The sequence below is a fragment of the Streptomyces sp. NBC_00249 genome (assembly GCF_026342355.1).
Classification (GTDB): Bacteria; Actinomycetota; Actinomycetes; order Streptomycetales; family Streptomycetaceae; genus Streptomyces.
In genome coordinates this window covers 34,230-60,150 of record NZ_JAPEMV010000008.1, presented here as the reverse complement: position 1 = coordinate 60,150, position 25,921 = coordinate 34,230, and the positions used below count along the sequence as shown (strand labels likewise).

Genomic DNA, 25,921 nt, shown 5'->3' with positions numbered 1-25,921 from the left:
CCGGTCGCAATTCATATCTTCTCGGGTAAATGGGCCATATCGCCCGTTGAAATGCTCCGGCCGGGGTGTGCCGCACGGGTCACGGGTGCTGCACGGGGGTGGATTTCTGTACCGACAGGCACCACGATGCGCGCACCGTCCGCGCTACTCGCGCGTAACAAGGTAAAGGGGACCTGATGCTGACGCCCCGCCAGAATCTTCTGGCCCTCCTGACCCTCTGCCTCACCCTTCTCGCGCCTCTGCCGGCCCATGCCCAGGCCGCCGGGCGGGCGACACCCCGCAATCCCGTGATCCTCGTCCACGGCTACAACGCCGACCCCGGCGTCTGGGGCTCCCTGCGCGAGGACCTGCGGGCCGGCGGGTACACCGACTCGGAGCTCTTCTCCTGGGGTTACGACACCCACCAGTCCGTCAACGAGGTGCTCTCCGCCCGGCTCGCGGCCTACGTCGACGAGGTCCGCCGGCAGACCGGCGCCACCCGCGTCGACCTGGTGGGCCACTCCTTCGGCTCCCTCGTCAGCCGCTGGTACGTGAAGTACGGCGGCGGGGCGGAGGCCGTCGGCCACTGGGTCTCCCTGGCCGGCCCCAACCACGGCACCTCCACCGCCTGGGCGTGCGCCCTGTGGGACCAGGCGTGCCGGGACATGACCCCCGGTTCGTACGTGGTGAAGAACCTGGCCTCCGGGGACGAGACCCCCGGCGCGGTGAAGTACGCGACCTTCTGGTCGGAGTGCGACGAGGTGGTCAACCCGGACAGCAGCGTCCCGCTCTCCGGGGCCGCGAACGCGCCGGTCGGCTGCCTGGGCCACAACGACCTGCTCGGCGACGAGGCCACCTCGGCCGGAGTCCGGGCCTTCCTCGCCTCCTAGTGCTGTGGCCGGAAAGGTTCACCGTGTCGCGGCGCCCGGCACGGCACCTCGCCGCGTTGTCGGACCACCCGAGTACGTCCAGTACGAGCGGCGGCCCTCCGCCTTGCGAGGCACCGCACCGGACACCGCGACCCGGCAAACCTTTCCGGCCACAGCACTAGAGAGCCGAGTACGGGGACACCCGCTGGAGCAGCCCGTACGTGAACTCCGCCACCAGCGGGCTCCCCGAGGCCGTGAACGCGAGGCGCCAGCGCGTCGGCGCCGTGCCCTCCATCGGCCGGGCCGGCGCGAAGGCGCGGGCCACCTCGTCGACCGTCGCCGACCAGGGCCGCAGGTCCGCGGCCGTCTCCAGTACGGGGCCCCGCGCGCCCGGGGCCCGCACCAGCCACTCGTTCCACACCGCCCCGTCCGGCGCGGCCAGCACCTCGAAGCGCAGCTCCGGCCAGAGCGGCACCGGCCACAGCAGGGCCTCGCACTCCAGGTCCCCGATCCGGCGCCGCGCGGCGGACGCGGGCGGGCCCAGTACCGACCGGTAGCGGGCCAGGGCGCCCCGGGAGCGGGGGGAGCGGACCATCGCCTGCCAGCGCCGGTTGGCCTCCCGCTGCTCGGCCAGGGTGGCGCCCAGACGCAGCCGGGCCTCCTCGGCGAGGTCCGGCTGGAAGTCCGCCATCCGGCGCAGCAGCACCAGCTGGAAGGCGGCCGGCCCGAAGGCTCCGAGGGCACCGGGACGCGGGGTCGCAGTCATGGAGGCCACGATTCCACACGGGGTTTCCACACAGGATCCTTACGTTCCCGGAATACGGATGTTGCCGGGGACCACGTAGCCTGCGGGCGCCATGAACTACTGCCCCGCCTGCCAGAGACACCTCAACGGAGCGCTCGCGTGCGCCGGCTGCGGGACCGCGGCCGAGTACCTGGTGCCGCTCGCTCCCACCGCCGCGTCCCCCGGACCCGCGCCGCAGCCACCGCTGGCCGAGGTGTTCGCCGACTCCCTCGTCGTGCTGTCCGGCCCCGCCGAGGGCGGCCGCGCCGGGACCCGAAGACGCGCCGACGCGCAGCGCCGGACCCGCCGGACCGTGCTGTCCGTCGGCCTCGGGCTGGTGCTGGCGGCCGGGGGCTCGATCGCGGTGGCCCGGATCGTCAGTGACGGCGAGGGCGTCGACCGGGCGGCCGAGGTGGTGCTGACCGACGACGCCGGCCCGAAGCAGCCGGACCCGCTGCCCAGCGACGGGCCCGCGGCGCCCTCCGCGCTGCCGTCGGCGAAGGCGGGAGGCGGGGCGGCGAAGAAGGCCGGGCCCGGGGCGGCCACCGGGACCGCGACGGCCGGGCCGGGGGCGAGTGCCTCCGCCTCCGGGAAGGCGGGGCCCTCGCAGAGCGCTACCGCGGGCGGGGGAGCCGTACAGCCCCCGAAGTCGGGGCAGCCCGCGCCGGGCCCCACCGGCACGGCGAAGCCGGGGCAGACCCCGCAGCCGACCCCGACGAAGGCCAAGCCGGGCAAGCCGAAGCCCACGCCCAGCCCGACCGAGACGTGCGTGTTCTGGATCTTCTGCTGACGCGCGGGATCCCCTCCTGACGGGAGGCTCAGGCCAGCATGCGCCTGAGCAGGTCCCGCAGGGCCGTGCGCTCCTCGCCCGTGAGGCCGGCGAGGGGTTCGCGCGCGAAGTCCAGCGACTCGCGCAGCCGCTCCGCCGTCCGCAGGCCCTCCTCCGTCGGCGCGGCCAGTTTCACCCGGCGGTCCGCCGGGTCCGGGTGGCGTGCGACCAGGCCGCGGCCCTCCAGCCGGTCGATGATGCCGGTCACGTTCGAGGGCTCGCAGCGCAGCTTGCGCGCGATGCGGCGCATGGGCAGCGGCTCCAGCGCCAGCAGGGTGAGCACCCTGGCCTGGGCTCCGGTGAGCTGGTGCCGGGCGGCGGCGTCCTCGTACTCCATGTGGTAGCGGGCCACGACGTCGCCGATGAGCTCGACGACCTCGGCGGTCACTGGGTCTGCGCGGCGACTGGGCATGGAACCAGAGTACCCATTTACTTGACAACATGAAATATCCAGGAGCATGGTTGTTTCATGTCGTGAAGCAATTTGCCTCGCGCACCGTCTTCCCGCTCAGGAGCACCGCATGTCTCAGATCCCCGCCGTCAGCCGTGAGTGGCACCTCGTCCGCCGCCCGCAGGGCTGGCCCGTCGCCGAGGACTTCGCCCTGCGCGAGGTTCCCGTCTCCGCCGAGCCCGCCCCCGGCCGGATCCTGGTCCGCAACCTGCACATGTCCGTGGACCCGTACATGCGCGGCCGGATGAACGACGCGAAGTCCTACATCCCGCCCTTCCAGCTCGACGAGCCGATGCAGGGCGGTGCGGTCGGCGAGGTCGTCGCCTCCGCCGCCGAGGGCTTCGAGGTCGGCGACCACGTCCTGCACCACCTGGGCTGGCGCGAGTACGCGGACCTCGACGCGAAGTTCGCCACCAAGGTCGACGCCTCCCTCGCCCCGCTCTCCGCCTACCTCGGCGTCCTCGGCATGCCGGGCCTGACCGCCTACGCCGGACTCTTCGAGGTCGCCTCCTTCAAGGAGGGCGACGCCGTCTTCGTCTCGGGCGCGGCGGGCGCGGTCGGCAGCCTCGTCGGGCAGTTCGCGAAGATCAAGGGCGCGTCCCGGGTGATCGGCTCCGCCGGTTCGGACGAGAAGGTGACGCTCCTCACGGAGAAGTACGGCTTCGACGCCGCCTTCAACTACAAGAACGGCCCCGTCGCCGAGCAGCTGCGGGACTCCGCCCCCGAGGGCATCGACGTCTACTTCGACAACGTCGGCGGGGACCACCTCGAAGCCGCCATCTCCTCCCTGAAGGTGCACGGCCGGGCCACCCTGTGCGGGGCCATCGCGGGCTACAACGACACCGAGGCCGCCCCCGGTCCGCGCAACCTGATGATGGTCATCGGCAAGCGCCTGCGCCTCCAGGGCATCCTGGTCGGCGACCACGCCGGACTCCAGCAGCAGTTCGTCGAGGACGTCGCCGGCTGGCTCTCCTCGGGCGAGCTGCGCTACGACGAGACGGTCGTCGAGGGCGTCGAGAACGCCACCGACGCCTTCCTCGGAATGCTGCGCGGCGAGAACACCGGAAAGATGATCGTTTCTTTCACCGGTTAGGCTCACTCCACACCGTCGTGATCGTGGGCGCGAGTCACGGCGATTCATCTGGAGGATTTTCTTCATGTCCATCACGCAGTCCGACGTCGCGTACACCGCTGTCGCCACCGCCGAGAACGGCCGTGACGGCCGAGTCGCCACCAACGACGGTCAGCTCGACGTCGTCGTGAACCCGCCGAAGGAGCTCGGTGGCAGCGGCGCCGGCACCAACCCGGAGCAGCTGTTCGCCGCCGGCTACAGCGCCTGCTTCCAGGGCGCCCTGGGTGTCGTCGCGAAGAACGAGAACGCCGACATCTCCGGCTCCACCGTCACCGCCGAGGTCGGCATCGGCAAGAACGACGAGGGCTTCGGCCTGATCGTCAAGATCTCCGCCTCGATCCCGAACGTGGACGCCGCCACCGCCAAGGACCTGATCGAGAAGGCCCACCAGGTCTGCCCGTACTCCAAGGCGACCCGCGGCAACATCACGGTCGAGCTCGCTGTCTGAGCGCACTGACCCAGGCCGCGCCCCCGGGCGCGCCCGTGCGAAGGCCGCACCCCTCCCGAGGGGTGCGGCCTTCGCCGTAAACTGCCCCCATGCGTGATCTTGCGGGGGGCTTCCGGTACTTGCTGGCCGGACAGAGATGGGTGTTCGGGAACGGTCGCTGGCTGGGCTTCGGCCTGCTGCCGGGGCTGGTCGCACTGGTGCTGTACGTCGCGGCACTGACCGGTCTGTTCTACGGCGCCGACGACTTCACCACCTGGGCGACGCCGTTCGCCTCGGACTGGTCCTCGCCCTGGCTCGGGCTGTTCCGGGGCTTCCTGACGGCGCTGGTCTTCTCCCTCGGGCTCTTCCTCTCGGTGATCACCTTCACCGCGGTGACCCTGCTGGTGGGCCAGCCGTTCTACGAGTCCCTCTCGGAGCAGGTCGACCGCAGCGAGGGCGGCGAGGTCCCGGAGTCGGGACGCTCGCTGTGGGAGGACCTGTGGATCTCCGCCCGGGACAGCCTGAGGCTGCTGGTGCGGGTGGTGTTCTACGGGATCCTGCTGTTCGCCCTCGGGTTCATCCCGGTGATCGGGCAGACCGTGGTCCCGGCGATCGGGTTCTGCGTCTCCGGCTTCTTCCTGGCCCAAGAGCTCACCTCCGTCGCCCTCCAGCGGCGCCGGGTGGACCTCGACGAGCAGCTGCGGCTGCTGCGCGGGCGCCGGGCCCTGGCGCTGGGCTTCGGCGTGCCGCTCGTGCTGGTGTTCCTGGTCCCGCTGGTCGCCGTGTTCCTGATGCCGGGCGCGGTGGCGGGGGCGACCCTGATGGCGCGCGAGCTGACCGGCGAGAACGGCGACCGGGAGGACGGGGCCGAGGCGGAGGCCGAGGCCGAGCAGGACACCGGCCGGGAGAGCGAGCAGGGCGCCCGGCCGGGCTCGGAGAACGCCGGCGGGTGGGCCCCGGGCCAGGGGCAGGCCCCCGCGGCCCCGGCCCCCGGTTTCGGTCCGCCCCCGCCCTCGTTCCCGTAGGACCGCACCCGGCCGGGGCGCGGGCTACGCGGCGTCGCGCCGCAGCAGGCCGATCACCCCGACCGTGTCCTCCCCGCCGTGCCGGGCCGGGTCGGCCTCCAGCCGCTCCCGCATCAGGTCCAGGTACGGGGAGATCAGCTCGGTGCTGACGCCCTGCTCGGCGGCGGTGCGGACCAGGGTGCCGCTCCCCGCGACCTGCATGGCCAGGCTGGACACCACCCCGGTGGTGAGGTCCCGGGAGGTCAGCCGCTCGGCGGCGATCCCGGCGAAGAAGCCCATGGCGCCCAGCCACTCGGACAGCAGCGGGGACAGGTCCTTCGGCGCGATGTCCTCGCCCTCGATCAGCGCGTAGGCGTGCGAGATCCCGGCGAACAGCCCGTACATCGCGCTCAGCAGCGCCACGTCGTGCAGGGCCGCGTGCCCCGGGTCCTCGCCGACGAAGCGGGCTCCGGCCGGGACCTCCAGCACCTCCCGGTGGGTCTCGAAGAGGGCGCGGGAGCCGCTGTGGAAGACGTACCCGCCGGCCTCGGGCACACCGATCATGTCCGGCGTGGCCATGATCCCGGCGTCCACGAACCGGGCCCCGCGCTCCTGCGCCCAAGCCGCCCGCGCCCGGCCCTCGGCCGGGGTGCCGGTGGTGAGGTTGACCAGGTCCTTGCCGGTCAGGTCGACGCCCTCCAGGGCGGAGCCGACGCTGGCGTCGTCCAGCAGGCACAGCACGACCAGGCCGTTCGCCGCGACCGCCTCGGCGACGGTGGCGGCGACGGCGGCGCCTTCGGCCTCCAGGGGCCGCGCCTTGGCGGCGGTGCGGTTCCAGACGGTCAGGGGGTGTCCGGCGGCGAGCCAGGTACGGGCGAGGGCGGTGCCCATGTCGCCGAGTCCGAGGAGGGTGAGCGGGCGCTTCGTCAGGTGTGTGTCGGTCATGCCGTTTAGCCTGGTGGCAGGCGGTGAAGCGCTCAAGTACGCACTTCGGAGTGGGTGGTTACCCCGAGGTGAGCGAGCAGGTGGGAGGGGTGTGCGGTGGCGGTGACACGAAGGCCGGGGGCGGACCACTGCGGGATCGCGGCGGCGATGTCGGTGATCGACGGCAAGTGGAAGGTCTCCCTCTTGTGGGAGTTGGAGCAGCGCCCGCGCCGCTTCGGCGAACTGCGCCGACTGGTCCCGGGGGTGTCGGAGAAGGTGCTCGCCGTGCAGCTGCGGGAGCTGGAGGCGGACGGCATCGTCCACCGCGAGGTCTACGACGAGGTCCCGCCGCGCGTGGAGTACTCCCTGACCCCGCTCGGCCAGGACCTGAACACGGCCCTGGAGTCCCTCGGCCAGTGGGGCACCAAGTACCTGCTCCCCGACTCCGCCTGAGCGGGGCTCAGCCGGCGCTCACCTCGGCCGTCACCACGCCCGGGGTGCGGTCGTCGGCCTCGGCCAGCAGCTCGCCGCCCGGGCCCCACACGGCCGCGCCTCCGCAGCCCGTCCACGGGCCCGCGGGTCCCACGTGGTTGGCGAGGACCACGTACATGCCGTGCTCCTTCGCGATCCCCGGGTAGATGCTCGCCCGCTCGGCGATGCCGCCGCCCGTGCCGTACAGGGAGCTCGCCAGGTGCACCCGGCAGCCGTCGGCCGCGGCCCGGCCGGTCAGCTCCGGGAAGTGGTTGTCGTAGCAGACCGCCAGCGAGAAGCGGATCCCGCCCAGTTCGAAGCGCCCGTCGCCGGTGCCCGCGGCGAAGGCGCCCTGCTCGTGCTCGAAGAGGTGGTGCTTCGCGTACGTCGTCACGTGCGCGCCGTCCGCGTCGTACACCAGCGTCGCGATGGCGGGCAGCGGCCCGCCGGTGCGCAGCGCGACGTTGACGGCGGTCGCCGTGCCGGTGGAGCGCAGCCCGTCCAGGCGGGGGTCCTCGGCGTCGGCCAGCCACAGACCGGGATCCTGCGCCAGCGGCTCCAGCTCGTACCCGGTGAGCGTGAGCTCGGGGAACACCACCAGCTCCGCCCCCTGTTCACGGGCCCGTGCGGCGAGCGCGGCGGCGCGGGCGGCGTTGACGGAGACCTCGGCGGGAGCGCAGGTCAGCTGCGCGGCGGCGATTTTCATGCGTTCAGGATGCCAGCCCGCCGGCGGCCCCTCCCGGGCGGACCGGGGGAGGGCCGGACGGCGGGCGTCGGGCTTGTGACCCCGGCGGGTCAGCGGTCGTCGTCGAGCTCCTGGCGCATCTGCGGCTGGTCGTCCTGGCAGCCGGGGCGGCAGTTCGGACAGGTCCTGGCCGGGGCCGAGGGAACCGATCGTCCGGAAGAGGGCGTTGACCCCGTCGACCTCCCGGTTGTCGATCAGATCGGACACCATGCTGTCCGCTTCGGGGTCGCCGACCTGTCCACATGCTCCGCCCTGCGCCCCGCCGTGCGCCCCCTCCGCCCCCGGCGGTGCCTCGTCTCGCTCCTCTGACCTGCTGAAACGCCTCCGGGCCCGCCCGGCCGCGGTCCTACCGCGCCGTGGAGTCCGCCCGTGCGAGGTCGCCGGGCAGGGTGCCGCCGGCGCGGACGAGGCGCAGCTCCGTCAGGTTGAGGACGGTGACCGCCGCCGTCAGCAGGACCAGCGCGCCCAGCGACGGCAGCACCGCGGCCACGGGCAGCAGGAGCAGCACGGCGGCCGCCGCCACCAGCCGGGTCACCGACCACGAGCGGAACAGGTGCCAGCGGGTGTACCCGAAGGTGGCGAGGTAGAGGGTGCAGCCCCCGTAGAGGAGGGCGGCGACCCCGAGCGGGAGCCGCTCGCCCGGGTGGGCGACGGCCTCGGCCATGCCGACGGCCACCGCGATGATCGAGGCGATCAGCGAGAGGTGCCCGTACGAGAGGACCTGCCGGGCCACGTCGGCCCGTTCGGCGGCGGTCTCCAGCCCGTGCCGGACCGCGCTCGCGGCCAGGTGGAAGTACACCCACCACAGGCTGCACACCAGGACGAAGGCCACGGCCACGGCCGTCAGGGAGCCGGCGCCGAGCTCCGGCGAGGTCGCCACGGGGGCGCCCACCGCCACGATCGACTCGCCCAGCGCGATCATCACGAACAGCCCGAACCGCTCGGCGAGATGCCCCGGGTCGAAGTTCAGCCGCATCATGTTCCGGCGCGTCAGCCGGGGCGCGGCCAGGTCCACGGCGGCGGCCAGCGCCCACAGCCAGATCCGGGTGCCGCCCTCCAGGAAGGCACCGGTCAGCAGCAGCGGGCCGCTGATCAGCACCGACAGGGTCACCGGCGTCGGCGTCAGGCGCCTGCTGCGGGCGTGCGCGACCGCGGCGAGCACCAGGCGGGCGACGAAGTAGGCCCCGGCGAACAGGAGCCCGCGGTCCCCGAAGGCCTCCGGCACGGCCAGGGCCATCATCAGGCCGCACAGTCCGGCGGCGAAGAGTGCGAGCCGGTTCAGCGGTTCGTCCGCGTCGGTGGTGTTGGCGCGCACGGTGTTGCCGACCCACACCCAGTACACGGGGACGAAGACGATCAGGGCCCGGCCGGTGCCCGCCCAGCCGTGGTCGTGGTGCAGCAGCGCCGACACCTGTGTGACGGCGAAGACCAGTACCAGGTCGAAGAACAGCTCCGACCACGCGACCTTCTTCTCCGGCCGTTCCCGCTCCGACTCCATTGCGTCTCCCCCCGGTTGGCGCCCGGGGAAAGCATGCCCGGCCGGTTCGCGAGACTACGCGCCGGGGCCCCGCAGCAGGGTGAGGAAGGAGCGGAAGGCGGCGGGCATGTCCACCGATTCCGGGGCGAGGAGCCACTGGTACTGGAGCCCGTCCATCACCGCCGTCAGCAGCGGGGCGGCCTGCTCCGGGGTGAGCCCGGAGGGCAGCCGCTCGCCGAACTCGGCGCGCAGGACGGCGGCCATCTCCCCGCGGACCTGCGCGTAGCGCTCGGTGAAGAACTCCCGGGCCGGATGTCCGTCGGTGACGCTCTCGCCGAGCAGCGCCGAGAAGGTCTGCACGATGCCCGGGCGCATGGCGTTGTACTCCACCAGGGAGGCCAGCAGGTCGAGGCGCCAGGTGCCGGCGGAGGCGCGCGAGCCCCCGCCCGTGTCCCAGCGGTCGCGTTCCTCCAGGACCGCGACGAGCAGGGTCTCCTTGGTCGGGAAGTAGTGCAGCAGCCCCTGCTGGGTCAGGCCCACGCGTTCGGCGACGGAGCCCAGGGACGCACCCCGGTAGCCGCGCTCCGCGATCACCTCGACCGCCGCGCGGACGATCTCGCCGCGCCGTTCCTCGCTCTTCGCCCTGGCCATCGCCCGGTACCCCTTCCGCTCGCATCCCGGCCGCACCCCGCCAGCAGGACCGTACGGCATCGATGCATCACGAACACATAACGAACCCTACCGTTCTACAGGGAGCGGGTCCACCATGGGGCCACACCGCACCGATGAGGAGGCACGGCCGTGACCGACGCCGATCAGGCCCGCGACCAGGTCCGCGAGGACGCCGTGGAAACGGCACTGGGCAAGCTGGATCTCGACACCAAGACCCGCCTCCTGGCCGGCCAGGACATGTGGTCCCTGCCCGCCGTCCCCGCGATCGGACTGGGCTCCCTGGTCATGTCCGACGGCCCCGTCGGGGTCCGGGGCGTGCGCTGGAGCGCCGACGACCCCTCCGTCGCCCTGCCCTCCCCGACGGCCCTCGCCGCCGCCTGGGACCCGGGCCTCGCCCGCCGCGCAGGGCGGCTCCTCGCCCAGGAGGCCCGCCGCAAGGGCGTCCACGTCCTCCTCGCCCCCACCGTCAACCTGCACCGCTCCCCGCTGGGCGGGCGGCACTTCGAGTGCTACTCCGAGGACCCGTACCTCACCGGCGTCGTCGGCAGCGGCTACGTCAACGGGGTCCAGGACGGCGGGGTCGGTACCACTGTCAAGCACTTCGTCGGCAACGATGCCGAGACGGAACGCTTCACCGTCGACTCGGTCATCGCCCCGCGTCCGCTGCGTGAGATGTACCTCGCCCCCTTCGAGGCGATCGTCGCCCATGCCCGCCCCTGGGGCATCATGACCGCCTACAACCGGGTCAACGGCACCACCATGACCGAGCACCAGTACCTGGTGAACGAGGTCCTGCGCGCCGAGTGGGGCTTCGACGGCTGCAACGTCTCCGACTGGATGGCCGCCCGCTCCACCACCGGCGGCATCCTCGGCGGCCTCGACGTGGCCATGCCCGGCCCCACGACCGTCCACGGCCCCGCCCTCGCCGCCGCCGTCCGCGCCGGGGAGGTCCCCGAGTCCGCCGTCGACACCGCCGTACGCAACGTCCTGCGGCTCGCCGCCCGCGTCGGCCTCCTGGAGGGCGCCCCCGCCGTGGTCACCGAACCCCCGGCGCCGCTCGACGGGCAGGCCCTGGCCTGCGAGCTGGCCACCCGCGGGTTCGTCCTCGTACGCAACGAGGACGGCGCGCTGCCGCTGGACGCGGGCGCCGGCCGCACCGTGGCCCTCTTCGGCGCCGCCGCCCGCGACGCCCGCGTCCTCGGCGGCGGCAGCGCCACCGTCTTCCCCGAGCGGGTGGTGTCCCCGCTCGACGGGCTCACCGCCGCGCTGCCCGAAGGCGCCCTGACCTTCACCGTCGGCGCCGACCCCAGCGACGAACTCACCCCCGCCGGCCAGGGCTTCACCCTGCGCGCCGTCTGCCGGGACGCCTCCGGTGCCGTCCTCGGCGAGGGCACCCTGCCCAGCGGCCAGGTGCAGTGGATCGGCGACGACCTGCCGGCCGGAGCCGCGTACGAGACGATGGCCTCCATCGAGGTCACCGGCAGCTTCGTGCCGCGCGAGAACGGCGAGCACGCCTTCGGCACCCGCGGCCTCGGCGCCTTCACCCTGGCCGTCGGCGGCGAGGTGCTCTGGGAGGGCGTCCAGGAGATGGGCTCCGAGGCCGACCCCTTCGAGGCCTTCTTCGGCGCCCCCAGCGAACGCGCCCGCACCGTCCTCACCGAAGGCGAGCCCGTCGCGGTCTCCCTGACCTACCAGGTCCCCGACATGAGCGCCCTGCCGCTGAAGGCCGTCATGTTCTCGCTGCTCCACCTCGGGCCCCGGCGCGACCCCGACGAGCTGATCGCCGAGGCCGCGGAGGCCGCGCGGGCCGCCGACACCGCCGTCGTGGTCGTCGCCACCACCGAGCGGGTCGAGTCCGAGGGCTTCGACCGCAAGGACCTCGCGCTGCCCGGCCGCCAGGACGACCTGGTCCGCGCCGTCGCCGCCGCCAACCCGAACACCGTCGTCGTCGTCAACGCGGGCTCCCCGGTGGAACTCCCGTGGCGCGAGGAGGTCGCCGCCGTGCTCCTGACCTGGTTCCCCGGGCAGGAGGGCGGGGCCGCGCTGGCCGACGTACTCCTCGGCGACGCGGAGCCCGGCGGCCGCCTGCCCACCACCTGGCCGGCCGCCCTCGCCGACGCCCCCGTCACCGAGGTCGTCCCCGTCGACGGGCGCCTGGAGTACCGCGAGGGCCTCCTCACCGGCTACCGGGCCTACGAGGCCCGGGGCGTGCGCCCCGCCTACCCCTTCGGGCACGGCCTCGGCTACACCGACTGGGCCTACGAATCCCTGGAGGCCACCCCCGACACCGTCCGGGTCCGCCTCACCAACACCGGCTCCCGGCCCGGCCGCGAGGTCGTCCAGGTCTACCTGGCGCCCCTCGCCGACCGGGCGGAGCGCCCGGCGAGCTGGCTGGCCGCCTTCGCGGGCGTCGAGGCGGGCCCCGGCGAGAGCGTCGAGGCGGTGATCCCGCTGCCCGCCCGGGCCTTCGAGATCTGGGACGAGGACACGCGCGGCTGGCAGCGGATCGGCGGCGCCTACGAGGTCCGCGCGAGCCGTTCCCACACCGACACCCGGCTCACGGTCACCCTCGACCTGTGAGCCGCCCCGCCGCGCGACGGACGGTGCGACACGCCGTGAGGGGCGTCGGGGCCGAAGTGGCCTGAAATCACCGTCGTCCGGCAGCCCCGGGACCGGCCCGGGGGCGGGCCCTGACACCCGCCCCCGGTCCGCCGGATCCGACCGGCGTCAACGTGGCGGCTGGGCGGACGTCACCTGTCGGTGCGCCAGCTCGGCCAGCCGCGCCTGCCCGTCCTTGCCCGGGTGGAACCAGTCCCAGTGGCTCAACTGATCCGCCGCGAAGGGGTACTGGAACACCGCGCCGCCGTCGTAGCGGCACAGCTCGTCCTTGGCGCACACCTCGCGCAGTACCTCGTTGTACTCGACCACCCGCGCCCGCACCTGCTCCCGGCGGGCCGTCGCCCCCGCCGCCGCCGACAGCGGCTCGGCCAGCATCGACTGACAGATCCCCAGCTTCCAGATCTGCCGCACCATCGGACTGTCCTTGCCCTGCTCCCACAGCCGCTGGAGGTCGGGCACGGAGGACACGTACACCTGGGAATCGGGCGAGGCGGCCCGCAGGTCCCGCAGCGAACGCTCGAAACCGGCCCGGAACTCCGCCACCGGCGTCATCGACGAAGCCGTGGGCCGGCAGGCGTCGTTCGACCCCACCATGACCGTGACCAGGCCGGGCCGGTGCGCGGCGGCCGCCGCCAGCTGGCCCGGCAGGTCGGCCATGCGCGAGCCCGTCACCGCGTAGTTCCAGCTGCGCGCGGGCACCTCCGCCTCCCCCAGCAGCCGGGCGGCCAGCGAGCGCACCGCGGGGTCGCTGCCGGTGGCCCAGGAGACCTCCGGGCAGTCGGCCAGCACCGAACAGGCGTCGAACCCGCGGGTGATGGAGTCCCCGACGGCGGCGACCGAAGCGGGCGCCGTGTTCCAGCGGGGCCGGGCCTGCGCCCCCCGCTCGCCCTCGGCCGACGGGGCGGCTTCGTCACACGCGGTGACCGTCGCGGCCAGCAGGGCCACCGCCACGCCCACGCCCGCGAAGGTCCGCCGCAGGGTGCGGCTCGGAGCGGTGGTGCGCATCGGGTGGTCCTCCCTCGTCGCCCCGTGTCCGTACGGGGGCGTCCTGCTGAGTGAATGCTCTGTGTTTACCGGCTTCGGAGCGACCGTACGTCACACCATGACCCCTGGCGCACGGTAGCTTTTTCCCGTGGCGTTTCGGCCGCAGGCGCCGTAGCGCAATGTCAAATAATTTCCGTTACATTACATCACGTCACATACTGTCCGTTTTCTGGAGATTATTCCCGACCTCGTCCCACACTGGAGGTCCCGGTGACGACACGTGGAGTTCTGTACGTGCATTCCGCGCCGCGCGCGCTCTGCCCGCACGTGGAATGGGCTGTTGCGGGCGTGCTCGGGGTGCGGGTGAACCTCGACTGGATCCGGCAGCCCGCCTCCCCGGGCACCTGGAGAGCCGAGTTCTCCTGGCAGGCCGAAGCGGGCACCGCCTCGAAACTCGCCTCGGCGCTGCGCGGCTGGCACCTGCTCCGCTTCGAAGTGACCGCCGAACCCTGTCCGACCGCCGAGGGCGAGCGCTACAGCTCCACCCCGGAACTCGGCATCTTCCACGCCGTCACCGGCATGCACGGCGACATCCTGATCCCCGAGGACCGGCTCCGCGCCGCCCTCGCCCGCTCCGCGCGCGGTGAGACGGACCTGGAGGCGGAGATCGCCAAACTGCTCGGCAAACCCTGGGACGACGAGCTGGAGCCCTTCCGCTACGCGGGCGAGGGCGCACCGGTCCGCTGGCTCCATCAGGTCGTCTGAACCACACCCCTCTGAGGTACCGTCCCCCGCGAACACGTGATCACGTTCGTGGGGGGCAGTTGTGCGTTTCTCGACCATGGCCAGAGCGGCCGCCACAGCCCTGAGCGCGGCCGCCGTCGGCTGGGCCGTGCTCTTCCACGGCCTCGGCTGGACCGCGCTCCAACGGGAGGCCGGCGGCGGGTGCGGGGGCTCCAACTGCCCGCAGGGCCTGCCGTCCGTCCTCATCCTCGCCTTCGCCCTCACCTTCGGCGGCATCGTCGCCTTCGTCGCCACCGGCACCTCCGTGGCCGGGGCGCTGACCGGACGCACCGTCCGCGTCCTCGCCCTGACCGGGCTGCTCGCCGGGCTCTGGCCCGGCTGGCTCGGCTACCAGTGGCTGCGCGGCGAGCACCTCGAACGCGCCTGGCAGGTACCGAAGGACACGCCCGACACCGTCGAGGGACTCGGCAGCTGGCCGGTGGGCGACACCGTCGTCCGCGTCCGCACCGACGGACTCACCGCGTACGCCGCACGCGACGGCAAGGAGCTCTGGACCCTCCCCGCCCCGGCCCGCCAGAGCGTCTGCGCCCTGAGCCCCCGCGCGGAGCGCGGCCTGGGCGTCGTCGGATTCGCCGGCCACGACAAGCCCTGCACCACCGCCGCCGCCGTCGACCTCGGCACCGGGAAGATCCGCTGGCAGCAGCCCGTCGACGGAGCCGCGCGCAGAACCACCGCCGCCCTGGCCCTTTCCGCCACCACCGCGGTCGTCGCCGAACAGCGCACCGTACGGGGCCTGTCGGCCGAAGCCGGCCAGGAACAGTGGAAGCGGGAGTCCGCACAGGGCTGCGCCCCGCTGGGCGCCGAGGCGGCCGGCGGACGGGTGCTGATGCTGGAGGAGTGCCGCACGCCCGGCGCCGCCACCACGGCCGCCACCCGGCTGCTGTCCCTCGACGCCCGCACCGGCGCGCAGCTCTGGGAGGGCGCGCTCCCCGTGGAGACTCCGGCGAAGGCCTTCGCCGTGCTCTCCGTCGAGCCGGCCGTCGTCTCCTTCTGGGAGAGCGACCCACGCGGCACCGCCGCCGTGCTCTCCTACGACGGCCAGGGCCGCGGCCGCGCGGTGATCCCGCTCTCCGGCAAGGACGGCACCCTCCTCCTCGGCACCGACCGGTACGTCGACGTCGGCCGGCCGGCGCCGCTCGCCGCCGTCGTCGGGGACACGCTGGTGACGGCCGTGCAGGCGCCCGGCAGGACGGAGTCGGCGGGCCTCGCCGGGTACTCCCTCGCGGACGGGAAGCGGGTGTGGGCCAAGAGCCTCGGCGAGAAGCCGGCCGCGCTCACCGCGACGGCCGGCGCCCGGCTCTCCGTACTCGGGGAACGGCGGCTGTGGACCCTGGACGGCCGCACCGGCAAGGACAGCGCCGAGCGGGTGGCCATCCGCGGCAACGGCCGGTACTGGCATTCCGGATGGTCCGAGAGCGCCGGCCTGTGGCCCGTCGAGGGCGGCTACGTCGTGGTCAACTCGGGCAGCACCTCGGAGCATCCGCTCTACGGCCTGCGCCGCTGACCGCGGACCCGTCACACGCCGAAGGCCCGCCCGGATTCTTGGGTTCTAGGAGTTGTTGCAACACCCCAGCTCAAGGGGTGCGATGGACTTCGACGTCCGGGTCGACCGTAAGCCGCAGGGAGCCAAGAAGCTCTCTGCGGAGCGGGCGGCATACTCCCAGCTCATGCGGCAGGGACTGAACAACAAGGAAGCGTGCCGGATCGTCGGGATCAACCCGAAGACCGGCAGACGCTGGCGCAACGGACGCAATCCGTCCGGCGGGAACAAGGCGGCATCACCGATACACGCGGTGGTGCCGCCTCCCGTTTCCTCGCGCTACCTGTGCGAGGCCGATCGCATCCACATCGCCGACCGGCTGCGGGAGAAGGCCACCATCCGCGCGATCGCGGCGGAACTGGGCCGCAGTCCCTCCACCGTCAGCCGGGAGGTCCGCCGCAACCGGCACCCCGGCAGCGGGCAGTACCGGCCCCACGCCGCCCAGGCCCGCGCCGATGCCCGCCGTCCGCGCCCCAAGCCGTCCAAGACCGGCCGGAACCCCGAACTGCGGGCAGCAGTCCAGGCCGGCCTGGACCAGCGGTGGAGCCCGGAACAGATCTGCCAGGCTCTGCGCAGAACCTTTCCCGACCGGCCGGAGATGCACGTGGTCCACGAGACCGTCTACCAGGCTCTCTACGTCCAAGGACGCGGAGAGCTACGCCGCGAGCTCGCCGGCGCCCTGCGCAGTGGCCGCGCCCGCCGCAGACCGCAGCGCCAGGCGAACTCCCGCCAGCCCCGCTTCACCGACCCGATGGTCATGATCAGCGAGCGGCCCGCAGAAGCGGCAGACCGGGCCGTGCCCGGTCACTGGGAGGGCGATCTGATCATCGGCAAGGACGGCAGTTCGGCGATCGGCACGCTCGTCGAACGCGCCACCCGCTACGTCATGCTCCTGCACCTGCCCGACGGCCGCAGCGCCGAACACGTCCGCGACGCGCTCATCGCCACGGTCCAGGCCCTGCCCTCCCACCTCAAGCGGTCCCTGACCTGGGACCAGGGCTCCGAGATGGCCTCACACCGCTCCTTCACCACCGCCACCGACGTCCCGGTCTACTTCTGCGACCCGGCCAGCCCCTGGCAGCGCGGCTCCAACGAGAACACCAACGGACTGCTGCGGCAGTACTTCCCCAAGGGCACCAACCTGGCCCTCCACACCCGCGACCGCCTCGACGCCGTCGCAGCCCAGCTCAACGGTCGCCCACGCAAAACGCTCGACTGGGAAACCCCAGCCGAGCGCCTGCATAAACTCCTCGCGGCCTGATCAAACCGACCACGTGTTGCAACGACCCCTAGAAACCGCCATTCCCGGGGCGGGCCTTCACGCGTACGGCGCGACAGCTCAGACGGTGCGGAAGGCCAGGCTCACGTTGTGGCCGCCGAAACCGAAGGAGTTGTTGATCGCGGAGAGCGGGCCCTCGACGGGCAGCTTGCGCGGCTCGCCGACGACGATGTCCGCGTCGATGTCGTCGTCGAGGTCGTCGATGTTGATCGTCGGCGGGGCGATCCGGTGGTACAGCGCCAGCACGGTCGCGACGGTCTCGATACCGCCCGCACCGCCCAGCAGGTGACCGGTCATCGACTTGGTCGCGGAGATCGCGATGTGGTCGAGGTCGTCGCCCAGCACCTTGCGCAGGGCCTTCAGCTCGGCCGTGTCACCCTGCGGGGTGGACGTGGCGTGCGCGTTCAGGTGGACCAGCTCGGCCGGGTCCAGGCCCGTGTTGTCGAGCAGGTTCTGCAGCGCGGCGGCGACACCGCGGCCCGTCGGCTCCGGCTGCGCGATGTGGTGGCTGTCCGCGGACAGACCCTGGCCCAGCACCTCGCAGTAGACCCGGGCGCCGCGCGCGGCGGCGTGCTCGGCGGACTCCAGCACCACGACGCCCGCGCCCTCGCCGAGGACGAAGCCGTCGCGGGCCTTGTCGTAGGGGCGGGAGGCCGAGGTCGGGTTCTCGTTGTTCTTGGACATCGCCATCATGTTGGCGAAGGCCGCGATCGGCAGCGGGTGGATCGCCGCCTCGGTACCGCCGGCGACGACCACGTCGGCGCGGCCGGTGCGGATCATCTCGACGGCGTAGCCGATGGCCTCGGCGCCCGACGCGCACGCGCTGACCGGGGTGTGCACACCGGCGCGGGCGTTGACCTCGAGGCCGACGTTGGCCGAGGGGCCGTTCGGCATGAGCATGGGGACGGTGTGCGGGGAGACCCGGCGCACACCCTTTTCCTTCAGTACGTCGTACTGGTCGAGCAGGGTGGTCACGCCGCCGATGCCGGAGGCGATCACGGTGCCCAGACGCTCGGGGACGATGGAAGCGCCCGTCGTCGTCTCCGTGCCCGCCGGATCGGTGTACCCGGCGTCGGCCCAGGCCTCACGGGCGGCGATCAGGGCGAACTGTGCCGAGCGGTCGAGCTTGCGGGCCAGCGGGCGGGGCAGTACCTCGCTCGGGTCCACGGCTGCCTGGGCGGCGATACGGACCGGCAGTTCGGCGAAGCGCTCGCCCTCCAGGGGCGAGACGCCGGACCGGCCGGCGAGCAGACCTTCCCAGGTCGAAGCGCTGTCGCCACCCAGCGGAGTGGTTGCGCCGATACCGGTGACGACCACGGTGCGATTGGTCGGGCTCACAGGAATTCTTTCTCCACGTCTAAGGGGGTGCTGAATTGTCACGGCGCCACCGCCAGGTGGCGACAAACGCTCGTCAGGCTCAGGCCTGGTTCTTCAGGATGTAGTCCGCGGCGTCGCCGACCGTCTTGAGGTTCTTGACGTCCTCGTCCGGGATCTTGACCTCGAAGCGCTCCTCGGCGGCGACGACGACCTCGACCATGGACAGCGAGTCGACGTCCAGGTCGTCGGTGAAGGACTTGTCGAGCTGGACGTCCTCCTGCGGGATGCCGGCGATCTCGTTGACGATCTCCGCGAGACCCTCGAGGATCTCTTCCTGCGTGGCGGCCATGTGGCGCTCCTTCTCTAGCTGCTGACTGGGTTGAACAGGGCGGGAACGGGTTCCCGGCCCTAGGGGAGGGTAACGACCGTCGCGGCGTAGACGAGTCCCGCCCCGAAGCCGATGACGAGCGCGGTGTCGCCGCTCTTCGCCGCTCCGGTCGCCAGGAGCCGCTCCATGGCGAGCGGGATCGAGGCGGCCGACGTGTTGCCGGTGGTTTCCACGTCACGGGCGACCGTGACGTGCTCCGGCAGCTTGAGAGTCTTCACCATCGAGTCGATGATCCGCATGTTCGCCTGGTGCGGGATGAAGACGTCCAGGTCCTCGGCGGTGATCCCGGCCGCGTCGAGCGCCTGCTGGGCCACCTTGGCCATCTCGAAGACGGCCCAGCGGAAGACCGCCTGACCCTCCTGCGTGATGGCCGGGAACTTCTCTCCGCCGTCCTTGCCGAGGTACTCGTCCCACGGCACGGTCTGCTTGATCGTGTCGGACTTGTCGCCCTCCGAACCCCACACCGTGGGGCCGATGGCCGGCTCGTCCGAGGGACCTACGACCACCGCGCCGGCGCCGTCACCGAACAGGAAGGCCGTCGCGCGGTCCTCCAGGTCGGTCAGGTCCGACAGTCGTTCGACCCCGATGACGAGGACGTACTGCGCCGACCCCTCGACGACCAGGCCCTTGGCGAGGGTGAGGCCGTAGCCGAAACCGGCACAGCCCGCGGAGATGTCGAAGGCGGCGGGCTTGACCGCGCCGATCCGGTGCGCGATCTCCGTCGCGACGGCCGGGGTCTGCTTGAAGTGCGAGACCGTCGAGACGATCACGGCACCGATCTGCTCCGGGGAGACACCGGCATCGGCCAGGGCCTTGCCGGACGCCTCCACGGACATCGCCGCGACCGTCTCCTGGGGCGAGGCCCAGTGCCGGGTGGCGATGCCGGAGCGGGAGCGGATCCACTCGTCGGACGAGTCGATCGTCTCCAGGATGACCTCGTTGGGCACCACCCGGGTCGGGCGGTAGCCGCCGACACCGAGGATGCGGGCGTACGGGGAGCCCTTGGCCGGCTTGATCTTGGACATGCTGTGTGGGCTCCTTCTCTCAGGCCGTCTGCTCGGCGACGAGCGCCGCGGCCTTGTCGAGATCGTCCGGGGTCTTCAGAGCCACACTGGGCACGCCCTTGAGCGCGCGCTTGGCCAGACCCGTCAGGGTCCCGCCGGGGCAGAGCTCGACGATCCCGGTGACACCGAGCGCGCCGAACGTCTCCATGCACAGGTCCCAGCGGACCGGGTTCGCGACCTGGCCCACCAGGCGGGCGACGACGTCGGCTCCCGAGGTGACGACCTGGCCGTCCTTGTTCGACACGTACTTCAGCGCCGGGTCGGCCGGGGAGAGGGCCTCGGCGGCCTTCTCCAGGGTGGCGACGGCCGGAGCCATGTGGTGCGTGTGGAAGGCGCCCGCGACCTTGAGGGCGACGACCTTCATGGAACCCTCGGGCTTCTCGGCCTCGAGGGCGGCGATCTGCTCAGCGGTGCCGGCGGCCACGATCTGGCCCGCCCCGTTGATGTTGGCCGGGGTCAGGCCCAGCTTCTCGAGGTGCGCGACGACCACGTCCCGGTCACCGCCCAGCACCGCGGCCATACCGGTCTCGGTGACGGCGGCGGCCTCGGCCATGCCCAGACCGCGGGTACGGACGAAGGACAGCGCGTCGTGCTCGCCCAGTACACCGGCGTACGCGGCGGCGGTGATCTCACCGACGCTGTGGCCCGACACGGCACCGAAGGCCGTACGGCCCCCGGCGAGGCGGGCGGTGAGCTCGGCGGCGGACAGCAGACCGGCCGCCACCAGCAGCGGCTGGGCCACGGCCGTGTCGCGGATCTCGTCCGCGTCGGCCTTCGTGCCGTAGTGGGCAAGGTCGAGCCCGATGGCGTCCGACCACCCGGCGACGCGTTCAGCGGCGCCTGGGAGTTCGAGCCAGGGAGTCAGGAAGCCGGGCGTCTGAGCGCCTTGGCCTGGAGCGACGAGTACGAGCACCCTCACACTCTCTCTTGTGGATGGTCTCCGCCGCCCGTGGGGACAGGGACGAAGAACAGTCGGGGTAATTGTTGATGTCCGACAAAAGTCTAGGACTGCGGATCTCCGTCGGCCAGGCGCCCCAGGATCAGGGCGATCCGCAGCGTGAACGCCGAACGAACGTCGGAGGGTGACCAGCCGGTGACGTCGGTCACACGTCGGAGCCGGTAGCGCACCGTGTTCGGGTGCACGAACAGCATCCGCGCGGCCCCCTCCAGGCTGCTCGCCTGCTCCAGGTAGACGCTCAGCGTCTCCAGCAGCGCCGAGCCCGCCTCCTCCAGCGGTCTGTAGATCTCCTCCACCAGCTGGTCCCTGGCCGAGGGATCCGAGGCGATGGCGCGTTCCGGCAGGAGATCATCCGCCAGGACCGGCCTCGGCGCGTCCTGCCACGCCGTACAGGCCTTCAGTCCGGCGGCCGCGGCCTGCGCCGACTTCGTCGCGTTCAGCAGGTCCGGGACCACCGGCCCCGCCACCACCGGACCGGCCGCGAACGGCCCGATCAGGGATTTCGCCACCTGCATCGGATTGTCACTGCCGCCCGCGATCACCACGAGGCGGTCGCCGAGCACCCCGGTCAGCACCTGGAGCTTGTGGTGGCGGGCCGCACGCCGGATCGCCTCCACCGTCAGCTCGCTGTCCCCGTCCGGGGCGGTGCCCAGCACCACGCACACGTGGTCCGGCGAGTTCCAGCCGAGCGCCGCCGCCCGCGACAACGCGCCCTCGTCGGCCTCGCCCGACAGCACCGCGTTCACCACGAGGGACTCCAGCCGGGCGTCCCACGCCCCGCGCGCCTCGGCCGCCTGCGCGTACACCTGGGCGGTCGCGAAGGCGATCTCCCGGGCGTACACCAGCAGCGCCTCGCGCAGGATCGACTCGTCGCCAGGGGCCGCCACCTCGTCGATCGCGGCCTCCATGACCTCGATCGTCGTACGGACCATCTCCACGGTCTGGCGCAGGGTGATCGCCCGGGTCAGCTCGCGCGGAGCCGTCCCGAAGACGTCCGTGGAGATCGCCTGCGGGGTCTCCGGGTGCCGGAACCACTCGGTGAACGCGGCGATGCCGGCCTGCGCCACCAGGCCGATCCACGAGCGGTTCTCCGGCGGCATCGCCCGGTACCACGGCAGGGTCTCGTCCATGCGCGCGATGGCGTTGGCGGCGAGCCTGCCGGAGGACTTCTCCAGCCGTCGCAGCGTCGCGGTGTGGGGGTGCGCCGGATGCGCGGGACGGGTCTCGGGGGACTGCTCACGTTCGGGTTGGGGCACGGGACAAGACTGCCTTATCAGCCGCCCGGCGCGGACTCGGGCCTGCCGCCGCGCTCCCGCCCGGGGGCTACGGTGGCCCCCATGATTGACGTACGCCGCGCCGCCGACCGCTACCAGGGAGGGGACCGGGACGCCGGGATCACCACCCGGCACGCCTTCTCCTTCGGGTCCTTCTACGACCCGGACAACATCCGCTTCGGCCCGGTACTCGCCTGCAACGAGGAGCTCCTCGCCCCCGGTTCGGGCTTCGACGAGCACCCGCACAGCCACACCGAGATCATCACCTGGGTGGTCGAGGGCGAGCTCACCCACGAGGACAGCACCGGCGGCCACACCGGCCTGGTCCGGCCCGGGGACGTCCAGCGGCTCGGCGCCGGCTCCGGCGCCCGGCACGTGGAGCGCAACGCCGCCGCGGTGCCGCTGCGCTTCGTGCAGACCTGGCTGGCGCCGCTGACCGCCGGCGGGGAGCCCTCGTACGAGGTCGTACGGGGCCTCGCGGACGGCACCCCGTACGAGGTCCCGGCGGCGGGCGCGGTGCTCCACGTCCGCCGGCCGGGCGCGGGCGAGCGGATCCCCGTACCGGCCGCGGACCGGGTCTACCTGCACGTGGTGCGCGGGGACCTGCGGCTCGACGGGCAGGAGCTGGGCCCCGGGGACTCGGCGCGGATCACCGGCGAGAAGGACCTGCGGATCACGGCCGGGTCCCCGGGGGAGCTGCTGATCTGGGAGCTTCCGCTCTAGGCGGTCTCTGCCGTGCGGAGCTCGGCCAGGACCGCGTCGGTGAAGGGGGTCCAGGCCTCCACGGCCCAGGGGCCGAAGGCGCGGTCGGTCAGCGCCACGCAGGCGGCGCGGACGTCCGGGTCCACCCACAGGAAGGTGCCGGACTGGCCGAAGTGCCCGAAGGTGCGCGGCGAGGAGGTGGCGCCCGTCCAGTGCGGGGACTTGCCGTCGCGGATCTCCATGCCCAGGCCCCAGTCGTTGGGGGACTGGTGGCCGTAGCCCGGCAGGACGCCCTTGAGGCCGGGGTGCACCACGGAGGTGGCCTCGGCGACGGTGCGGACGTCGAGCAGCCGGGGCACCTGGAGCTCGGCGGCGAAGCGCACCAGGTCGGCGACGGTGGAGACGCCGTCCTTCGCCGGGGAGCCCTCCAGGCTGGAGGAGGTCATGCCCAGCGGCTCGAAGACGGCCTGGTGCAGGTACTCCGCGAAGGGGATCCCGGTGGCCTTGGCGAGGTGGTCGCCGAGCACCTCGAAACCGGCGTTGGAGTACAGCCGGCGCTGTCCGGGCGGGGCCATGACGCGGTGCTCGTCGAAGGCAAGTCCGCTGGTGTGCGCGAGGAGGTGACGGACCGTCGCGCCTTCGGGGCCGGCCGGTTCGTCCAGTTCGAGGGCGCCCTCCTCGTAGGCGACGAGGACCGCGTAGGCGGCGAGCGGCTTGGTGACCGAGGCCAGCGGGAAGCGGCGGTCGACGGGGCCGTGGGAACCGGCCAGGCTCCCGTCGGCGCGTACGACGGCCACCGCGGCGGCCGGTACCGGCCAGCTCTCGACGGTCCGCAGGCTGTGCAGGGTTTCCGGGCTCTCCATGGGGCCGAGCCTACTTGCTTGGAGTGCACTCCAAGGTTTTAGCGTGGGGGCATGAGCCTGACGGAGACGCGGTACACGATCAGCGAGGTCGAGGCACGGACCGGGCTGACCCAGCACACGCTGCGCTGGTACGAGCGGATCGGACTGATGCCGCACGTGGACCGCTCCCATTCGGGCCAGCGCCGGTTCAGCGACCGGGACCTCGACTGGCTGTCCTTCGTGGGCAAGCTGCGCGCCACCGGCATGTCGGTGGCGGACATGGTCCGGTACGCGGAACTGGTGCGCGAGGGCGAGCACACCGTCGAGGCCCGCCGGGAACTGCTGGAGCGGACGCGCCGCGAGGTACGGGCCCGGATCGCGGAGCTGACGGACGCCCTCGGCGTACTGGACTTCAAGATCGGCATGTACGCGAAGAACACGGACGCGAAGAACACCGTCGCGAGGAAGGCACAGTGATGACGGAGCACGGCACCACCACCATCGAGCGGGCCGAGCTGGGCAAGGGCGGACCGGTCGTCGGCGTCCAGGGCCTGGGCTGCATGGGCATGAGCGAGTTCTACGGGGATACCGACCAGGCGGCGGCCCGCGCCACCCTGGACGCTGCGCTCGCCGCCGGGGTCACCCTCTTCGACACGGCGGACGTCTACGGCAGGGGCGCGAACGAGGAGTTCCTCGCATCCTTCCTGGCCGCCCACCGCGACGGGATCACCCTCGCCACGAAGTTCGCCGTGGAGCGCACCGAGGACCCCCACCACCGGGGCGTCCGCAACGACCGCGCGTACGTCCGGCAGGCCGTCGAGGCCAGCCTGCGGCGGCTCGGGACGGACGTGATCGACCTCTACTACATGCACCGGCGCGACCCCGCCGTGCCCCTCGCCGAGTCGGTGGGCGCCATGGCCGAGCTGGTGCGGGAGGGGAAGGTGCGCCACCTCGGGCTCAGCGAGGTCACGGGCGCCGAGCTGCGGGAGGCGCACGCGGTGCACCCGATCGCGGCGCTCCAGTCGGAGTGGTCGCTGTTCAGCCGGGACGTGGAGCGCAGCGCGGTGGGCGCGGCGGCGGAGCTGGGCGTGGCCTTCGTGCCGTACTCGCCCCTCGGGCGGGGCTTCCTGACCGGGGCCTTCGCCGACGCCACCGCGGAGCTCTCCGAGGACGACTACCGCCGGTACCAGCCCCGCTTCACCGGCGACAACGCCCGGGCCAACGCGGAACTGCTGGCCCCGGTCCGGGAGATCGCGGCGGCGCACGGGGCCACCCCGGCGCAGATCGCGCTGGCCTGGGTGCACCAGCGGGCCCAGGTGCACGGCCTGACGGTGGTCCCGATCCCGGGCACCCGCAAGCCGGAACGCCTCGCGGAGAACACGGCGGCGACCCGGATCACGCTGACGGGGGAGGAGCTGGCCCTGCTGGAGCCGATCGCCGGCCGGGTCGCGGGGGACCGCTACCCGGACATGACCTCCACCTCCGCGGCCCGCGAGGACTGACCCGGGGTTCCCTCAGGCCGTCTCTTCACGCTCCCCGGAGCCGGACCGAGCCCTTGAGGCCCGCCAGTACGGCCGCCGCCAGCGGCAGGGCCTGGTGGACCCCTCCGGATCCGACGCCGACACCCGCGCCGAAGACGACCGCGGTCAGGTCGTGGTCGGGCCGGGGGTCGGTGGCGGAGCCGGCGGCGGTGTTGCCTTCGCCGTCGCGCAGCAGGAGCCGCAGGTGGCCGCCGCCCGGGCGGTCGGGGGAGACCCACTCGATGTCGGAGAGGGCGGCCAGCGGGTACCGCTGGTCGCCCGCCTTCCATTTGGTGCTCGTGGCGCCGGTCCGGGACCACTGGAAGGTGATCGTCGAGCCGTCGAAGTCGACCCGGGCGTCGTAGGCCTTGAAGTGGACCGGCGGCCGTGGGACCTCCACGAGGAACCGGTCCGCCGGTTCGGCGGCCTCGGGGCCCAGGCGGGCGCGCAGCGCCTCGGCGAAGGCCGTCGCCTGCTCCGCCCGGTCCGCGGGCAGCACGAGGCGGTACGGATCGCAGGCTTCCTTGAGCTGCCCGGAGGCAGCTTCCATCAGCGGATCGGCTCCGGCCCGGGGTGCGGCGTACAGCACCACCGGGTCCCGCCGGCCCGCGGTGTCGGTCACGGTCACCCCGGTCAACGCTTCGAAGGGGATCCGGCGCGGGCCCAGCGCGTGCCAGAGCCGTGGTGTGCGCATCCCCCGTGCGAAGCGGATGAGCACCGAGTCCGATTCGAACTCCCAGACGGCATGGTTTCCGGCCAGTACGTCACCCATGCGGCTCATCGTAGAGGGACGTACCCCTGCGCGTCCCCCTCGTCGCACAGCAGGATGTTCCACGGACGCTACGCGTGTCAGTGGGGGAACTGTT

The 25,921-nt window shown here is 72.8% G+C and carries 27 protein-coding genes; 13 read left to right on the top strand and 14 right to left on the bottom strand.

The window, feature by feature from the left end; genetic code table 11:
- Positions 1-176: 176 nt before the first annotated feature.
- Positions 177-869: a triacylglycerol lipase gene (locus tag OOK31_RS29975; protein WP_267090518.1), complete on the top strand. Its 693-nt coding sequence runs from the start codon at positions 177-179 to the stop codon at positions 867-869.
- Between the two features lie 157 nt (positions 870-1,026).
- On the opposite strand, the gene OOK31_RS29970 is transcribed toward OOK31_RS29975, so the two are convergent.
- Complete coding sequence (locus OOK31_RS29970) at positions 1,027-1,614, bottom strand: hypothetical protein (protein WP_267090517.1); 588 nt, start codon at positions 1,612-1,614, stop codon at positions 1,027-1,029.
- Between the two features lie 91 nt (positions 1,615-1,705).
- Between OOK31_RS29970 and OOK31_RS29965 the strand changes: the two genes are divergently transcribed.
- Entirely contained in the window at positions 1,706-2,422 is a 717-nt protein-coding gene (locus OOK31_RS29965) for a hypothetical protein (protein ID WP_267090516.1), read from the top strand.
- A 28-nt stretch (positions 2,423-2,450) separates the two neighbouring features.
- Here OOK31_RS29965 and OOK31_RS29960 read toward each other — a convergent pair whose 3' ends face one another.
- Positions 2,451-2,873 carry a MarR family winged helix-turn-helix transcriptional regulator gene (locus OOK31_RS29960; protein WP_267090515.1) on the bottom strand — a complete coding sequence of 141 codons (423 nt, stop codon included), beginning with the start codon at positions 2,871-2,873 and terminating at the stop codon, positions 2,451-2,453.
- 109 nt (positions 2,874-2,982) lie between these two features.
- Between OOK31_RS29960 and OOK31_RS29955 the strand changes: the two genes are divergently transcribed.
- The 3 genes from OOK31_RS29955 (at position 2,983) to OOK31_RS29945 (ending at position 5,496) form a co-directional block, all read left to right on the top strand.
- A complete protein-coding gene (locus tag OOK31_RS29955) occupies positions 2,983-4,005 on the top strand; it encodes an NADP-dependent oxidoreductase (protein ID WP_267090514.1) in 1,023 nt (340 codons plus the stop codon).
- A gap of 64 nt (positions 4,006-4,069) precedes the next feature.
- Complete coding sequence (locus tag OOK31_RS29950; RefSeq protein WP_267090513.1) at positions 4,070-4,492, top strand: organic hydroperoxide resistance protein; 423 nt, start codon at positions 4,070-4,072, stop codon at positions 4,490-4,492.
- Positions 4,493-4,581: 89 nt separating this feature from the next.
- The gene (locus OOK31_RS29945) at positions 4,582-5,496 is read left to right on the top strand and encodes an EI24 domain-containing protein (protein ID WP_267090512.1); all 915 of its coding nucleotides are present in this window, start codon (positions 4,582-4,584) and stop codon (positions 5,494-5,496) included.
- A 24-nt stretch (positions 5,497-5,520) separates the two neighbouring features.
- Here the strand turns inward: OOK31_RS29945 and OOK31_RS29940 are convergent, their stop codons facing one another.
- The gene (locus tag OOK31_RS29940) at positions 5,521-6,420 is read right to left on the bottom strand and encodes an NAD(P)-dependent oxidoreductase (protein WP_267090511.1); all 900 of its coding nucleotides are present in this window, start codon (positions 6,418-6,420) and stop codon (positions 5,521-5,523) included.
- Positions 6,421-6,516: 96 nt separating this feature from the next.
- Between OOK31_RS29940 and OOK31_RS29935 the strand changes: the two genes are divergently transcribed.
- The gene (locus OOK31_RS29935) at positions 6,517-6,852 is read left to right on the top strand and encodes a helix-turn-helix domain-containing protein (protein ID WP_323188270.1); all 336 of its coding nucleotides are present in this window, start codon (positions 6,517-6,519) and stop codon (positions 6,850-6,852) included.
- A gap of 7 nt (positions 6,853-6,859) precedes the next feature.
- On the opposite strand, the gene OOK31_RS29930 is transcribed toward OOK31_RS29935, so the two are convergent.
- From OOK31_RS29930 to OOK31_RS29920, 3 genes are all read right to left on the bottom strand, one after another.
- A complete protein-coding gene (locus OOK31_RS29930) occupies positions 6,860-7,576 on the bottom strand; it encodes a carbon-nitrogen hydrolase family protein (protein ID WP_267090510.1) in 717 nt (238 codons plus the stop codon).
- A gap of 385 nt (positions 7,577-7,961) precedes the next feature.
- Positions 7,962-9,113, bottom strand: coding sequence for a low temperature requirement protein A (locus OOK31_RS29925; protein WP_267090509.1), 1,152 nt, complete (start codon positions 9,111-9,113; stop codon positions 7,962-7,964).
- Positions 9,114-9,167: 54 nt separating this feature from the next.
- The gene (locus tag OOK31_RS29920; RefSeq protein WP_267090508.1) at positions 9,168-9,743 is read right to left on the bottom strand and encodes a TetR/AcrR family transcriptional regulator; all 576 of its coding nucleotides are present in this window, start codon (positions 9,741-9,743) and stop codon (positions 9,168-9,170) included.
- Positions 9,744-9,893: 150 nt separating this feature from the next.
- Here OOK31_RS29920 and OOK31_RS29915 point away from each other — a divergent pair, with 150 nt between their 5' ends.
- Positions 9,894-12,344, top strand: coding sequence for a beta-glucosidase (locus OOK31_RS29915; protein ID WP_267090507.1), 2,451 nt, complete (start codon positions 9,894-9,896; stop codon positions 12,342-12,344).
- Between the two features lie 147 nt (positions 12,345-12,491).
- Here the strand turns inward: OOK31_RS29915 and OOK31_RS29910 are convergent, their stop codons facing one another.
- On the bottom strand, positions 12,492-13,388 hold the full coding sequence (locus OOK31_RS29910; protein WP_267090506.1) for an SGNH/GDSL hydrolase family protein: 897 nt from the start codon (positions 13,386-13,388) through the stop codon (positions 12,492-12,494).
- A gap of 249 nt (positions 13,389-13,637) precedes the next feature.
- Here OOK31_RS29910 and OOK31_RS29905 point away from each other — a divergent pair, with 249 nt between their 5' ends.
- The 3 genes from OOK31_RS29905 to OOK31_RS29895 all read left to right on the top strand — a co-directional run bounded on the left by OOK31_RS29905 (position 13,638) and on the right by OOK31_RS29895 (position 16,972).
- Positions 13,638-14,132: a DUF3145 domain-containing protein gene (locus tag OOK31_RS29905; RefSeq protein ID WP_030160508.1), complete on the top strand. Its 495-nt coding sequence runs from the start codon at positions 13,638-13,640 to the stop codon at positions 14,130-14,132.
- 76 nt (positions 14,133-14,208) lie between these two features.
- On the top strand, positions 14,209-15,675 hold the full coding sequence (locus OOK31_RS29900; protein WP_267090505.1) for a PQQ-binding-like beta-propeller repeat protein: 1,467 nt from the start codon (positions 14,209-14,211) through the stop codon (positions 15,673-15,675).
- Between the two features lie 82 nt (positions 15,676-15,757).
- Positions 15,758-16,972 (top strand): IS30 family transposase, encoded by a 1,215-nt coding sequence (locus OOK31_RS29895; protein ID WP_267090504.1) that lies wholly within the window; start codon positions 15,758-15,760, stop codon positions 16,970-16,972.
- 78 nt (positions 16,973-17,050) lie between these two features.
- Here OOK31_RS29895 and OOK31_RS29890 read toward each other — a convergent pair whose 3' ends face one another.
- From OOK31_RS29890 to OOK31_RS29870, 5 genes are all read right to left on the bottom strand, one after another.
- Positions 17,051-18,328, bottom strand: a complete 1,278-nt coding sequence (locus OOK31_RS29890) for a beta-ketoacyl synthase (RefSeq protein WP_267090503.1) — start codon at positions 18,326-18,328, stop codon at positions 17,051-17,053.
- A gap of 79 nt (positions 18,329-18,407) precedes the next feature.
- Positions 18,408-18,656 (bottom strand): acyl carrier protein, encoded by a 249-nt coding sequence (locus OOK31_RS29885; RefSeq protein ID WP_053677848.1) that lies wholly within the window; start codon positions 18,654-18,656, stop codon positions 18,408-18,410.
- A gap of 59 nt (positions 18,657-18,715) precedes the next feature.
- Positions 18,716-19,720, bottom strand: coding sequence for a ketoacyl-ACP synthase III (locus OOK31_RS29880; RefSeq protein ID WP_267090502.1), 1,005 nt, complete (start codon positions 19,718-19,720; stop codon positions 18,716-18,718).
- Positions 19,721-19,739: 19 nt separating this feature from the next.
- Complete coding sequence (locus OOK31_RS29875) at positions 19,740-20,672, bottom strand: ACP S-malonyltransferase (protein WP_267090501.1); 933 nt, start codon at positions 20,670-20,672, stop codon at positions 19,740-19,742.
- 89 nt (positions 20,673-20,761) lie between these two features.
- Complete coding sequence (locus tag OOK31_RS29870) at positions 20,762-21,973, bottom strand: CdaR family transcriptional regulator (protein ID WP_267090500.1); 1,212 nt, start codon at positions 21,971-21,973, stop codon at positions 20,762-20,764.
- A gap of 81 nt (positions 21,974-22,054) precedes the next feature.
- On the opposite strand from OOK31_RS29870, the gene OOK31_RS29865 reads away from it, so the two are divergent.
- Positions 22,055-22,714 carry a pirin family protein gene (locus OOK31_RS29865; protein ID WP_267090499.1) on the top strand — a complete coding sequence of 220 codons (660 nt, stop codon included), beginning with the start codon at positions 22,055-22,057 and terminating at the stop codon, positions 22,712-22,714.
- Here OOK31_RS29865 and OOK31_RS29860 read toward each other — a convergent pair.
- Positions 22,711-23,538, bottom strand: coding sequence for a serine hydrolase (locus OOK31_RS29860; RefSeq protein WP_267090856.1), 828 nt, complete (start codon positions 23,536-23,538; stop codon positions 22,711-22,713). The two genes, OOK31_RS29865 and OOK31_RS29860, sit on opposite strands and share 4 nt — an antisense overlap.
- A gap of 69 nt (positions 23,539-23,607) precedes the next feature.
- Between OOK31_RS29860 and OOK31_RS29855 the strand changes: the two genes are divergently transcribed.
- Positions 23,608-24,012: a MerR family transcriptional regulator gene (locus OOK31_RS29855; protein ID WP_267090498.1), complete on the top strand. Its 405-nt coding sequence runs from the start codon at positions 23,608-23,610 to the stop codon at positions 24,010-24,012.
- The gene (locus OOK31_RS29850) at positions 24,012-25,037 is read left to right on the top strand and encodes an aldo/keto reductase (protein ID WP_267090497.1); all 1,026 of its coding nucleotides are present in this window, start codon (positions 24,012-24,014) and stop codon (positions 25,035-25,037) included. The genes OOK31_RS29855 and OOK31_RS29850 overlap by 1 nt, the downstream gene beginning before the upstream one ends.
- 25 nt (positions 25,038-25,062) lie before the next feature.
- Here the strand turns inward: OOK31_RS29850 and OOK31_RS29845 are convergent, their stop codons facing one another.
- Positions 25,063-25,827, bottom strand: coding sequence for a DUF4429 domain-containing protein (locus OOK31_RS29845; RefSeq protein ID WP_267090496.1), 765 nt, complete (start codon positions 25,825-25,827; stop codon positions 25,063-25,065).
- Between the last annotated feature and the right edge of the window lie 94 nt (positions 25,828-25,921).